Source organism: Algoriphagus hitonicola, from assembly GCF_900113375.1.
Classification (GTDB): domain Bacteria; phylum Bacteroidota; class Bacteroidia; order Cytophagales; family Cyclobacteriaceae; genus Algoriphagus; species Algoriphagus hitonicola.
Window position 1 is genome coordinate 460,151 of record NZ_FOPC01000001.1, and the last position, 13,651, is coordinate 473,801.

Sequence of the window (13,651 nt, forward strand, 5' to 3'; positions counted from 1 at the left end):
TTGCAATGACCAACGCGATTTATCTGACGACGACCGAACCCTTTTCTGGGAAGTCCATTTTTGCCCTTGGGCTGATGCATATGCTGGCAAGTAAAACGGACAAACTCGCCTATTTCAAACCGATTATCAGCGGGATAAAAAAGAATAAGGACCGGAGGCTGGATTTGCTCGCCAAGCAGTTTAACCTTTCCCAAAGCTATGAGGAAATGTATGCGTTTACCCGGAAAAATGCCCTGAAGGAAATCAATAAGCGCAATGAGGCTTTTCTGATTGATACCATTATCGAAAAGTTTAATTCCCTGCGGGAAAATGCAGATTTTGTCGTGGTCGAAGGAACGGATTTTACCGATATAAATACCAATGTGGAGTTTGATGGGAATGTATCCATCGCCAAAAACCTGGGGATTCCTGCGGCCATTATTCTCAATGCCGCTGGAAGGACTACCTCGGAGATTATTGATTTGGCCTTGGCCAGTACAAATAGCTATTTGAGTAGGGGAGTTCAGGTTCTTACCCTGATTGCCAATAAGGTGGAACAAGGTAAGTTGGAAGAAGTGCTCAGACGGCTTCGATTTGTCTTGCCTGCGAGCATTTTGATCAATGCCATTCCTTCGCATGAGCAATTGAGCAATCCGACTATGGGTGAGATTATGGATTCCTTAAATGCCAAATTGCTGTTTGGAGGGCAGTTTCTGACCAACCGCGTGGATCATTCTATCGTGGGGGCCATGCAGCTGCATAACTTTCTTGCTCGATTATCCAACAATACGCTAGTCGTAACGCCCGGTGACCGGGGTGATATTTTGGTGGGTTCGCTTCAGGCTAATATTTCTAGGAATTTTGGGAAAGTAGCCGGAGTTATCGTGTCAGGAGGGATGTTGCCCGAGGGGACCATAGTGAAGTTGATCGAAGGTTTGGAGACAGTAGTTCCCGTGCTTCAGGTAGAGGACGGGACATTTATGGTAGTCACAAAGGTTAATCAAATCCGTGCTCGTATCGCTCCGGAGGATACCGAAAAAATCGCTTTGGCGATTAAGCTTTTTGAAGATTATGTTGATGAAAAAGCACTGGAAGAGCGGATAATTTCTTTCAGTTCGGATATTATGACTCCGAGGATGTTTCAGTATCAAATCGTTCGTCGCGCCAAAAGTCATAAAAAGCACATCGTATTGCCTGAGGGAAATGATGAACGAATCTTAAAAGCTGCCGACATGCTGATTCGGCAGGATGTTGTGGATTTGACGCTTTTAGGCAATCGGGAAGAAATTCACAATATGGTGGCTAAACTCAATTTATCCATGGATTTGGATAAGGTTCAGATTGAAGATCCAGCAAGCTCCATCCGATTTGATGATTATGCTCAGACGCTTTATGAGCTTCGGAAAAATAAAGGACTGACCTTGGAGGTTGCGAGGGATTTGATGATGGACGTGTCCTATTTCGGGACGATGATGGTGCACAAGAAGCATGCAGACGGGATGGTTTCGGGGGCAGTGCATACGACTCAGCACACGATTCGACCGGCTTTGCAATTTGTCAAAACCAAGCCAGGAGTCAATACCGTCTCATCGGTTTTTTTTATGTGTTTGCCCAATCGGGTATCGGTTTTTGGGGATTGTGCCGTAGTTCCCAATCCAAGCTCAGAACAACTGGCGGACATTGCGATTTCTTCAGCAGAGTCGGCTATGATGTTTGGAATAGAACCTAAGATAGCCATGTTGTCTTATTCTTCGGGAACTTCAGGTGCAGGCGAGGAAGTCGAAAAAGTCCGAAAAGCAACTCAAATTGTCAAAGAGCGAAGACCCGAACTCAAAATCGAAGGTCCGATTCAATACGATGCTGCGGTGGACCCGATCGTGGGGATGCAGAAGCTTCCCAATTCTGAGGTAGCCGGTCAGGCAAGCGTCTTGATTTTCCCCGATCTCAATACCGGAAACAATACCTACAAAGCGGTTCAGCGGGAAACCGGTGCCATTGCCATCGGTCCGATGCTTCAGGGACTCAATAAACCCGTAAATGATCTCAGCCGAGGTTGTACTGTGATTGATGTGTTTAATACGGTGGTCATCACCGCCATCCAAGCTCAAGAATTCTAATCAATGAATGTTTTTGTAATTAATTCCGGCAGTAGCTCTATCAAATATCAATTGATCAAAATGCCTGAGGAGCAAGTGATCTGCTCGGGAATCGTGGATCGAATCGGACAGGAAGGGGCCCGGGTAGAATATAAAGCGACTTTGTCAGGGAATGAAATCAAAGAAATAAAGCTGATGCCTATTCCTGACCATTCGGTGGGACTACAGGCGGTTGCGGAATTTTTAACCGAATCCCAAATTGGGGTGATCAATAATCCTGATGAAGTAGAAGTCGTGGGACATCGAGTAGTTCATGGTGGTGAAAAATTTGCCAGTACTCAGTTGATTTCCGAAGAGGCAAAGCAAAAAATCAAAGAACTGTTTCCCTTGGCGCCGCTTCATAATCCGGCAAATTACCTGGGGATCGAAGTGGCCGAAAAGATATTCAAAAAAGCCCGTCAAGTGGCTGTTTTTGACACGGCCTTTCATCAAACCCAGCCTGAAGTGGCTTATCGGATGGCTATTCCCAATGAATTTTATGAAAAGCATGGAATCCGAAATTATGGCTTTCACGGGACGAGTCATAAATATGTCTCCGAGCGAGCTGCGGAATACCTGGGAAAAGCGGACCTGAAGCTCATCACGGTTCACTTGGGAAATGGCTGCAGTATGGCGGCAATCCAGGAAGGAAATTGTGTGGATACGAGTATGGGATTGGGTCCAATGAATGGCCTGATTATGGGAACGCGAGCGGGAGATATTGACCAGTCGGTGATCTTTCATTTGGTCAATCAGTTGGGTTATTCCCTGGACGAGGTCAATACGATTTTGAATAAAAAAAGTGGAATGCTGGGGCTGACCGGATTTAGCGATATGCGGGATATTCAGCAGCAAATTGAAAAGGGAAACCCCGAAGCTAAACTTGCTTACCAGCTTTATGCCTACCGCATCAAAAAATACATTGGTTCTTTTGTGGCAGCTATGAATGGATTGGATGCAGTAATTTTCACCGGAGGAGTGGGCGAAAATGATCGTATGACCCGACAATTGGTTTGTGAGGAAATGAATTTTTTGGGAATTCAAATAGATCAAACAAAAAATGAAAGCCCAAAGCAGACAGTTCAGGAAATCCAATCTGATGATTCTAACGTCAAACTGCTCGTTATTCCCACCAATGAGGAGCTTGAAATTGCGAAGCAGTGTTTTGGATTGCTTGGAAATTGAAGGTGTAACGAAAAAAGATTCTTGTCTAAAATTATTTAAAACAGTCCCATCTGATCTTTATTCGAAATCACCCTCGCGTTTTCTAATTTCAACAACCTTTTTTTTGCATCCAATCCACCCGCGTAGCCCACCAAACTTCCATCCGAACCGATGACTCGGTGGCAAGGAATGATAATGGAAATGGCATTTGCTCCATTGGCAGTAGCGACGGCACGGATTGCATCAGGATTTCCCAGTTCTTTCGAAAGTCCCAAATAGGTTCTTGTTTCCCCAAAGGGGATTTCTCCTAATTTTTCCCAAACCGAACGCTGAAATTCACTACCAACGAATAGCAGTGGGATATCAAATACTTTTCGCTTTTGCTCAAAATACTCTTCAAGTTGCCGAATCGTCTGTTCGATTACTTCACTTTTTCCGGGTTCAAATTCTGCTTTTAACCCATTTTGAATTCGAGAATCCACGGCCTTCCGCATCTTCCGAAAAGCCCATTCACAGAGACAAAGTCGCTCTTGATAAGATCCCAAAACCAATTCGCCGATGGGGCCTTTGTATGTATGAATCTGGATTTTTTCCATAAGATGAAAATACAAAAAGTAGGGATGAAACGTGGAGTTAATCTCACTTTTGACGTGGATTGTCGGGGATTATTCAGAGGGCTCAATGTGAATCAAAACATGCCCTAATTCTGGGATTTGATTACGTAGCGTATCCTGCAAAGCATGGGCGATATCATGCCCTTCGCGGACGGTGAGTTCCCCATTCACATGCGCATGTAGATCCACATGGTATTTCATGCCGGCCTTTCGGATGTAGCATTTTTCAGTTTCAAGGACGCCGGGTACGGTCAGCGAAATTTTACGAATATCCGCGGTCAATTCCACATGATTGTCCTCATCCATCACTTCCCCTAAGGCAGGTCTGAAAATTAAATAACAATTGTATAAGATAAATAAAACAGCAACCAATGCTGCATAGTCATCGGCTACTTCGAAACCTTCCCCGCCAAAAATTGCGATAACTATTCCGATGAAAGCCGCAATGGAAGTCAATGCATCGCTCCGGTGATGCCAAGCCTCGGCTTTTAGGGAAGAGGAATTGAGACGTTTGCTTCGGGATAGCACCCATTGAAAGGAGATCTCTTTCCAAAGGATAATCGCCCCCAAAACCCAAAGTGTCCAATTTTCCGGGCGGGGATGTGGAGTATTAATGTTTTTAATCGCTTGATAGGCAATCGTAGCCGCCGAAATAATCAAAAATCCCACGACCAAAAAAGTAATCAAAGGCTCGGCTTTTCCATGCCCATAGGGGTGGTTTTCATCTGCCGGTCGCTCCGCATAGCGCAAGCCAATCAAGACCAAAATACTGGCAAATACATCCACCAATGACTCGATCGAATCCGCTATCAGCGCAAAGGAATTTCCGAAAAAACCCGCCAAAAACTTGATAACCGCCAGCCCGGCATTGCCGATCATGCTGAATAAGACTGTTCGTATGGCAAGCTTACTCTTGGACATGATCAAAGGTACAATTATTGGAGCAAAAGGATACTCCGGCTGCGTTCTTTACTCTTGATTTTGCTTCTTCCCAAACCGATAAAGTAGGCCACCGATGGCTATGAAAATTGCCGTCATCCATACGGAATTCCAGCTTACCTGCATCATCAGCCATAAACAGGCAAGTATTCCCAAAATGGGAATAAGATATCCTCCCTTGAGAATAAATTTTCCCGGGCCACGAAATCTGGATCGGAGTGCAGGTACTGCTGCGCAAGTCATGATAAATAGAAATAATCGAGAAAGAACCGTCATGGCAGCCAATACCCGAAAGGAACCCATGGCAGCGAGTGCAAAGGCAGCGATACCAAAGAATATTACTGAATTGGCCGGGGTAAGAAACTTGGAGTGAACTTTTCCAAACCAAACTGGCAATGAGCTATCTAACGCCATGGCATAGGTGACCCGAGTGGCCGAAAACATCGAACTGATCAAATTGGCGATCACTGAGGTTGCCACCCCGATCATTAAGGCATAGGCTCCAAATTCTCCAAATAGGGCGGAGGAAGCATCCAAAAGCGGGGTATTGGAATCTTTTAAATTGGGGACTGCTGCCATGGTGACTAATTGAATCAGCATGTATAATATCACGACAATGAGCAATCCTAAGATCAAACCAAGCGGCATGTCCCGTTCCGGCCTTTTGGCTTCTCCTGCGGGAACTACCGCTCCCTCAAAACCGACAAAGGCATAGATCAGCAGCAGTGCGGCCGCTCCCAAATCCGAACCTGGAGGAATGGGTGTGTCAAACTGTGGAAGGACCGATTCACCCAATAGGAAAAATCCGCCCAAAACCAATCCAATTAATACGGTAAACTTGATCACAGTGAACAAGGTCATGGATTTGATCGATTGACTGGAGCCCAAGGTGTTGACTATGCTTAGAAGTAAAATTGTCAAAAAGACGGTAACCAATCTTCCACTTCCGACTCCTGCAGCCGGGATAAAATACGCGATGCTGTCAGTCAAAAGGACGGTATTGGCGGCAAAGGAAATAAGCCTAGCCAGGTAATACAGCCAACCTCCCTGAAAACCGACAAATCCACCAAAAGCCAAGGTTCCATATTTGATTGGGCCGCCTGTGCCTCGAAAATAACTCCCTAGTTCTGCAAAGCTCAAAATCACAGGAAGCATCAGCAGGGCGCAAAACGCATAAATCCAGACACTGTATTCCCCAGCAAGGGCGGCTGCACCTGAGGGAAGTCCAAAAATTCCTGCTCCGATCAATCCGTTTACGACCAGCATCCATACGCCCCAAAGGCCTAGATTCCGTGGTAATTTCTCTTGTTTTTCTTCCGTGGAAATGGGTTTAGACACGCTTTATTTTTTTGATCGATTTTTTGAGAATTGGAAGATAAGCAGATTGGGCAAAGATTCTAATCAATTTTTGATGGCTTTTGCCAAAGCTTCTTGACCCACTTTTCGATCTCCACGGCATGAAATACCACCAACCCCATTCCGGCACAATAAATTAATTCAGTGAGATTGAGTGGTTCGGTGTGAAATAATTCATTGAAAAAAGGGAGGTAAATCACCATCAACTGAAGCAGCAACGTGACAAAAACCGATAGCAAAAGTGGAGCATTGCTCAGCAATCCTTGGCGAAACAAAAAGGTCCGGTCGCTTCTCACCGCCATCACATGTCCGAGTTGAGAAAAGGCCAAAACCGTAAAAACCATCGTTTGCCAATGCCAGTCGTTTTTGATGGCCCAATATTGAGTAAAAAGCGTTACGCCAGCCATCAAAATTCCAACCCAAATGATGTGAATTCCCACTCCGTCTGCAAAGAGACTTTGTTGAGGCGGTCTTGGCGGACGGTTCATGATGTCTTTCTCTGGACGCTCACCTGCCAATGCCAAAGCGGGTACTCCATCGGTAACCAAATTGATCCAAAGAATATGAATCGGAAGCAAAGGAATCGGCAATCCCAAAATTGGCGCCATGGCGATCGTCCAGATTTCCGCGCCGTTGCAGGTCATGATGTACTTGATGAATTTGCGGATGTTATCAAAGATCCTTCTACCCTCATGGATTGCCCGCACGATCGTAGCAAAATTATCATCCAGTAAAATCATGTGGGCCGCCTCTTTGCTCACATCTGTTCCTGTGATGCCCATAGCTACTCCGATGGTACTGGCACGAAGGGACGGAGCGTCATTGACTCCATCTCCTGTCATGGCTACATAGTGCCCTTTTTTCTGGAGGGCTTTGACTATCCGAAGTTTTTGATCCGGTGCTACCCTGGCATATACCGCGATATTCTCAACTTGTTTTTCAAATTTTTCATCGTCCAGTTCCAGTAATTCTTTCCCTGTAAGCACCTGATCATTTTCTTCAAGAATCCCTACTTCTTTAGCGATGGCCTTTGCAGTCTCCGGATGATCTCCGGTAATCATAACCGGTTTTATTCCTGCGGTTTTGCACTCTTCGATCGCGGCTTTGACTTCCTCTCTCGGAGGATCGATCATTCCCGCTATCCCCAAATAATCCAAGTCAGCTTCCAAATCCGTCCAATCCTTTTCTCCAGGTAACCGGTCGATGATTTTTGCTGCGAAAGCTAAAACCCGTTCCCCCTCCGAAGCCCATTTTTTGGAATCTGAATTTATTCCTTGAATATCTGTTTGGGGTTTCAAAATCTGAATTATTGACTCTGTTGCTCCTTTGCATAAAATCAATACTTTTCCACCAAAAGAATGAAATGTGCTCATTCTCTTTCGCTCCGAGTCAAAGGGGATCTCACCAATTCGGGGTAATTCAATCTGTATTTGGGCTAGTTTTTCCTTTCCCTCTTTTTTGATGAAATAATGAACCAAAGCCAATTCCGTTGCTTCCCCTGCCAACTGGCCATTTTCACCGGACTTGATGTCATGGTTTAGCGCCATGGCCAAATGGAGATTGCTGAAATCCGGGGAGTAATTTTCGATTTCGGATTTCGACTCTCGAACGACAGTCATCTCATTTTTGGTCAAAGTACCTGTCTTATCCGAGCAGATATAGGTGATCGATCCGAGACTTTCGACCGCAGGGAGCTTTCGGATTAAAGCCTCTTTTTTGGCTAATCGGGCCGCCCCCAGAGAAAGCGCGATCGTAATCAATGCCGGCAAAGCTTCCGGAATAGCTGCGACTGCCAGACTCACCGTGACCAAAAGTAGAGGCAGAGGTTCTTCACCACGAAGGATTCCCATTCCGAATAGGATCAGACAAATCAGCAAAATCAAATAGGAAATGACCTTACTGAATTTTTTCATTCGGTTTTGCAGAGGTGTCTCAGGACGGGTGTTCTGGAGCAGATCAGCGATTTTGCCCAACTGCGTATCCATTCCTGTGCGGAGGACGATTCCCACAGCTCGGCCATTGGTGAGCACAGTTCCCTTAAAAACTTGGTGTGTACTGTTGATGTCGGAATGCGTTTCAATGGATTGACTGGCAGTTTTTTCTACCGGTATGGATTCTCCTGTTAGCGAAGCTTCATCCACTTTGACTGCAAAGGCTTCTAAAAGCTGAATATCCGCTGGAATCATATTTCCGGCTTCCAAAAGAATGATGTCACCCGGCACCAAATCTGAGGATGGAATTTGACTGGTTTGCCCTGATCGCCTGACTTGACTTTGGACTTCACTCATCTTTTTGAGGGACTCCAGCGCTTTTTCGGCTCGATATTCTTGGACAAAACCCATCACGGCATTGAGCACGACAATGATCAAAATAATAATGCTGTCAGTCAGATCTCCTGCCACTCCCGAAATCAAGGCCGCACTTAAGAGAATGAGGATCATGAAATCCTGAAACTGCCCTAAAAACTGTTTCCAGGCCGGTTTTTTCTTTTTTTCTTTTAAGGTGTTTTTCCCAAAAATAGAACTGCGCTCAGAAATCTCATCTTGGCTGAGCCCTTGATTTATGGGAGTTTGTAAAAATTTAGAAAAATCAGAAACAGAACTCATTTGCGTAGGATTGATATCAAAAATACCATTCTTGGTGATGTGAAAAATCTTTCGGACTAAAATTTATAACTGAGAGAAATCAGCAAATTCCTGCCTGCACCGGAAATTCCCGAACTATAAGGCCGGTAGCTTTGATCAGTTAGGTTTTCGAGACCTATGACAGCCTGAAAATTGTGATGAAACTGATAGCTAGCTTTCAGATTAGCGGTGTACCATGCTGGAGCATAATTGTTTCCATTTTGGTCTTTTGCATAAATCTCATCTTTGTTTCGCTCCTCAAAAGCCAAGTTTTCAAAACTTCGCTCGCCCTGATAGATGAAGTAAACTTGGCCTTTGAACAGATTATTTTTGTATTCCAATCGGCTGACTCCAAAAAGTGGTGCTGCATGTCGGGATGGGCTGATGCTTCCATCGTTGAGTTCTTCCTTTCCATTTTGGAAATTGAGATCTGTAGTGAAATCAAACTGGGGTGATAATCGCATCTCCAATCCCAATTGTAGCCCAAAAACGCGGGCATGTGCTGCGTTTTGAATCGCCTGAACTTGACTCAATTCACCTTGATAACTGATGCTGTCTGCTCCGTTTAAAGTGAAGTTTCTTCTTACCAAGGCATGATCTAAAATAGTGTAGTAAGTACTGATGTCAATTTTGGCCAAGTCTCCAATTTTTTTGGCCACACCAAAATCCAAGCTGTAAGCATATTCAGGTCTCAATTCAGGATTTGGGACCGTAACCGCTCCAGGCTCAGAGTCAAAAACTTTCCCCAAATCATCCACATTAGGTGCTCGAAATGCTGTTCCGAAGTTGCTCTGAATTACCCAATCCGAACTCGGTCTGATCGCCATGCCCAAGCTCCCGGTCAGCGCGCCTTCATCCAGTTCACTTTCCTCAAAGGGGAAGGGATAAAATTCATCCAAAAATCTTGCAAAAACCTGGTATCTACTGTACCGCAGCCCTGCCTGAAGATTCGCTTTTCCGGTTAGTTTGAGCTCTTCATTGAGGTAAATTCCCCAAGTGGACCAATCCGCATTTGGGTATCGGGAGGGACCTTTTTGGGTTTGGCCGGTTTCGATTTGCTCAGTTTTTCCGGTGGAACTCACTTGGTTTTTGACCCACTCGATTCCATAACTGAGCGTATGTTTTTCATCCATCAGCTTGTGAAAATCCCAATTGAAAGCATAGGTATCAACTAGCTCTTCCTGAATAGTTCTCAATGGATTCTGAAAATTCCGGTCAATTCTGCTTTCCTTAAATTGCTGCTGTGAGGCTTTCAGACTCATCTGATCAAACATCCCTCGGTCTGCGGTGTATTTGATACTGAGTAGATTCATTTGCCAAAGCTGAGGACCATAATCCCATTCTGCGTAGCGGGGAAGGTTATTTTGGATTCGGTTATGGCGGTCATATCGACCATAGGGAGAGGTTTGTGATCGATGAAATCCGTATTGAAAATCCCATTTGGAATTGGGTTTGAAACGGATTTTTTGCATCAGATTGTATTGGGAATACGAAGAGGGAATTTGCTTCAGTCCGGGATTTTCTTGGTAGATGACTTGATCGGAGCCATTAATTCGCTCTACATAAAATGGCTTCAAATATTCATCAGGTCCGTTTTTCCCTTGTTTGAGGTGATCATAATCCCAATTAGAAAAGCTGGTAAGTAAGCCCCATTTTTTCCAGCCCAAATTGACATCAGCATGGATAGTTTTCTCCTGATTGGCAGATGAGTATCGGCTGGTCAGATTCCCCGAAACTGAAAAGTTCTTTTCCTGAGAAAATGTTGGATTTCGCGTTTGAAAACTCATCACTCCACCAATCGCATCACTCCCATAAATCACCGAGCCCGGACCGAATAGCACCTCAGTTTGTTCCATAATAAAGGGATCCAAATTGATCACATTTTGGAAATTTCCACCACGGAAAATCGCCGAATTCATCCGCACTCCATCTACTACATACAAAAGCCGGTTGGTGGCAAAACCCCGAATCATGGGACTGCCACCACCTTGTTGGCTTTTTTGAATGTATACTTTTCCCGAAACTCCCAACAAATCCGCTGCAGTTTGCGGATTTTGAAAGGCGATTGTCTCAGGGGAAATCGAACTGATTTTGATCGGAAGATTGGCAGATTGCTGATTCCATTTGGTTCCTGAAATGACTATTTCGCTGAGTTGGAGATTGGTGGGAACGAGTGCGAGCCGAAAGTTCCTATTTTGCAACTGATCAAAAGAAAGCTGCTCGGTTTCGTAGCCCATCAGACTGATCAAAATTGATTTTGATCCGGCAAAAGGGGAAAGGTCGACCTCTCCAGAAGGATCGCTAAGTGAAACAGATTCCGAAGATTGACTGATGAGAGTCACCCCTTCAAGTAGTTTTCCGGTGTTTTGATCCGTTATTATTAAAGTTTGGGCATAGGCAAAACCCACCCATCCAAGCATGCAAAGGAGCATGAATAGCTTTTTCATGGTATTCTATTGATAAATCCAATTCGATAGGATATAAGCAGTTAAAGCTTTTCCGGAAACCGAAAAAGCGTCAAATGCAAGCGGGATTTATCTCAAAGAATTCGGTGGGGGAGTAGGGGGCGACTTTTGGAGGGAAGAAAGCGTTATGGACGGGTTAAAGTCCAGTTTTTCCAAAGGAATACAATTTGGATTGGATACCCAGTTTTCGCTGGTAGACTGAAAAAGCTGATAGTGAAAATCCGTTCTGATTCTTTGATCGTCACAGGGTTCATCATCCAATTCTCCCTGCAGTAGATGAGCCATTTTTATTTTTAGCTTGGTTTCCTCATGATCCGCATACACGGTAAGCTCCACTAATCCATCGACGGTTTTTCGCTCAATGACGTCAAACATTTGCCCTTTGTATTCAAATTCCCGGTCATGCTCCCAGCGGAGGTTTTCTTGGATTTCTCTTTGTGTAAACCGAAAAGTCTGAATTCGGTCCTCCTCAAAACCTTCCTCGTATTTTCTTTCTACAGATTCTCGGACTTCCAGGATTTGGGATTTCAGCACTAGAAATAGCAATAGCATGGGCGCAGTCAGCGCCAAAAGAAAAATAATGCCGTAAACTTTCCTTTTCAAGAGTGCCTAATCAAGTGGGTTCAATTGTTAAAATTGGAAAAATCCAGATCCAAAACCAGCGTATTTGACATGCTTTGTTTAAAAATGATTTTAGCGGAATGATGATGAATTAAAAGGCGAAAACCAAAAGATCAACTTCGATGAGGGACTTAACCCAAGATCAGACTAAAAACAAAAATAATTCCGATCGCTGTCCAGCCCATAATCAATGTGCCCAAACTGTGGGATTTATTGCCTTCCCGAATACTCATACCCGAAAGCTGTGTGACCACCCAATACGCGCTGTCATTGGCATGGGAAATGCCCAGCGATCCGGCACCAATGGCAAGAGCCGCAAATACCCGCATCAAATCCGTATCCAATCCCAAAGGACTGAGAAGTGGAGCCACTATCGAAGCGGTAGTAATCATGGCGACAGTGGTTGATCCTTGAGCGGTTTTTAGTGCAAAGGCGATCAAAAAAGGAAGAAAAATACCCCAGTTGGCATCGCTCATACCAGTACTGACCAGTTCGCCGACTCCGGAATTTTGAAGCATTTTGCCAAATACTCCACCGGCGCCAGTGATAAAAATAACCGGAGCAGCTATCCGGAGGGATTCTCCCAGCCAGCCGCTGGAGGCTAACATTTTGCGGTCGAATTTTTCGGGCAAAGTAAACGAAAGGACTGCTCCAATCAGTAAGGCAATTACTGGAGAGCCGATAAACAATATGACCTTTTGAAAATTACCCGTACCCAGTGGTGCGGAAGGATAATTAGCGATTGAGGCCAGAATGATAAGAATCAAAGGAATAAGTATGGGCAAAAAAGAATGAAAAGCCGAAGGGAATTTGGAAGCGTCCAGTTTTTCTTCATTTACTGCTAAAGTTGGTTTCAACTGAATTTTTGAAACTACGCGGTTCACAAAAATATAAGCAGGAATCAAGGTTAAAAGTGAAACGATCATACCCCAAAATATCATTTGGGCCAGATCTGCTCCGAGAATTCCAGCCGCCGCAATCGGTCCAGGAGTGGGAGGAACAAGCGAATGACTGCACATAGCACCCAGCGAAAGTGCTACTATTGTGGCTGCATAAGATTTTGAGCTTTTAAGTGCCAGTGACTTGGCAATCGGGTTCATCATGATGATAGTCGAATCTCCAAAAACGGGTATCGACAATACATAGCCTCCAAGCATCATCGTAAGGTTGACAGACTTTTTACCGATCCAGGTTAAAATCCGCTCGGCAATGACAATGGCTCCTCCTGTTTTTTCCAAAAAGGTCCCTAAAATCACCCCAAATAAAATGAGCAAACCAACCGAGCCCAAAACCCCTCCAAAACCGTCTGTGATGGATTGCAGAATAAGTTCGGATCTCATTCCCGCCAAAAGTCCATAAAAAACAGCCCCGACAAAAAGTGCCAAAAATGGATGGATGTCCCATTTAATAATGGCAAGAAGAATGATGGCCAAGACAGCAAAAATTGTAAAAATAAGAAGCATAAGCTAGAGGAAGATTTTGGGTTTAAGAGCTTGATTATACCCAAAAATTAAGGAAAAACCTGAGTCTGTAAAAGTTTTGGTTTGAATGGGGGTTTTAAGGGCTGTGTTTAATCAATTGATTGGAGAAGTTTTTATTTGAGACGTTTCTTTTCTCTTTTGATTTGAATTTTACTACCAGGTATATCTGCTTTCTTACCGATAAGAAAATTAAACTGATTTGAAGTTGGGTAAAGGTTCAATTGAAGAAAGCATCACTGACAGCTGTGACTGGGTTACCCGTCGTCTGTGCTG

At 44.4% G+C, this 13,651-nt stretch carries 9 protein-coding genes; 2 read left to right on the forward strand and 7 right to left on the reverse strand.

The genetic code is table 11. The annotated features are described in order from the left end of the window. Positions 1-5: 5 nt before the first annotated feature. Both pta and BM043_RS02065 read left to right on the forward strand, forming a co-directional pair. Positions 6-2,096, forward strand: a complete 2,091-nt coding sequence (gene pta / locus BM043_RS02060) for a phosphate acetyltransferase (RefSeq protein WP_092788569.1) — start codon at positions 6-8, stop codon at positions 2,094-2,096. Between the two features lie 3 nt (positions 2,097-2,099). Then, complete coding sequence (locus BM043_RS02065) at positions 2,100-3,299, forward strand: acetate/propionate family kinase (protein ID WP_092788570.1); 1,200 nt, start codon at positions 2,100-2,102, stop codon at positions 3,297-3,299. Between the two features lie 35 nt (positions 3,300-3,334). Here BM043_RS02065 and BM043_RS02070 read toward each other — a convergent pair whose 3' ends face one another. From BM043_RS02070 to BM043_RS02100, 7 genes are all read right to left on the reverse strand, one after another. After that, positions 3,335-3,874, reverse strand: a complete 540-nt coding sequence (locus BM043_RS02070) for a methylated-DNA--[protein]-cysteine S-methyltransferase (protein ID WP_092788571.1) — start codon at positions 3,872-3,874, stop codon at positions 3,335-3,337. 69 nt (positions 3,875-3,943) lie between these two features. After that, positions 3,944-4,813, reverse strand: coding sequence for a cation diffusion facilitator family transporter (locus tag BM043_RS02075; protein ID WP_092788572.1), 870 nt, complete (start codon positions 4,811-4,813; stop codon positions 3,944-3,946). A gap of 48 nt (positions 4,814-4,861) precedes the next feature. After that, a complete protein-coding gene (locus BM043_RS02080) occupies positions 4,862-6,169 on the reverse strand; it encodes an APC family permease (RefSeq protein WP_245752894.1) in 1,308 nt (435 codons plus the stop codon). Positions 6,170-6,228: 59 nt separating this feature from the next. After that, a complete protein-coding gene (locus BM043_RS02085; protein ID WP_092788574.1) occupies positions 6,229-8,793 on the reverse strand; it encodes a cation-translocating P-type ATPase in 2,565 nt (854 codons plus the stop codon). Positions 8,794-8,849: 56 nt separating this feature from the next. Further along, complete coding sequence (locus BM043_RS02090; RefSeq protein WP_245752895.1) at positions 8,850-11,258, reverse strand: TonB-dependent receptor; 2,409 nt, start codon at positions 11,256-11,258, stop codon at positions 8,850-8,852. An 87-nt stretch (positions 11,259-11,345) separates the two neighbouring features. Then, complete coding sequence (locus BM043_RS02095; protein WP_092788576.1) at positions 11,346-11,879, reverse strand: hypothetical protein; 534 nt, start codon at positions 11,877-11,879, stop codon at positions 11,346-11,348. Positions 11,880-12,028: 149 nt separating this feature from the next. Continuing rightward, entirely contained in the window at positions 12,029-13,360 is a 1,332-nt protein-coding gene (locus BM043_RS02100; protein ID WP_092788577.1) for a GntP family permease, read from the reverse strand. Positions 13,361-13,651 lie beyond the last annotated feature (291 nt).

Bases quoted from the DNA above. Each gene is read 5' to 3' on its own strand.
- pta (WP_092788569.1), top strand. From the start codon at position 6: ATGACCAACGCGATTTATCTGACGACGACCGAACCCTTTTCTGGGAAG.
- BM043_RS02065 (WP_092788570.1), top strand. From the start codon at position 2,100: ATGAATGTTTTTGTAATTAATTCCGGCAGTAGCTCTATCAAATATCAA.
- BM043_RS02070 (WP_092788571.1), bottom strand. From the start codon at position 3,874: ATGGAAAAAATCCAGATTCATACATACAAAGGCCCCATCGGCGAATTG.
- BM043_RS02075 (WP_092788572.1), bottom strand. From the start codon at position 4,813: ATGTCCAAGAGTAAGCTTGCCATACGAACAGTCTTATTCAGCATGATC.
- BM043_RS02085 (WP_092788574.1), bottom strand. From the start codon at position 8,793: ATGAGTTCTGTTTCTGATTTTTCTAAATTTTTACAAACTCCCATAAAT.
- BM043_RS02090 (WP_245752895.1), bottom strand. From the start codon at position 11,258: ATGAAAAAGCTATTCATGCTCCTTTGCATGCTTGGATGGGTGGGTTTT.
- BM043_RS02100 (WP_092788577.1), bottom strand. From the start codon at position 13,360: ATGCTTCTTATTTTTACAATTTTTGCTGTCTTGGCCATCATTCTTCTT.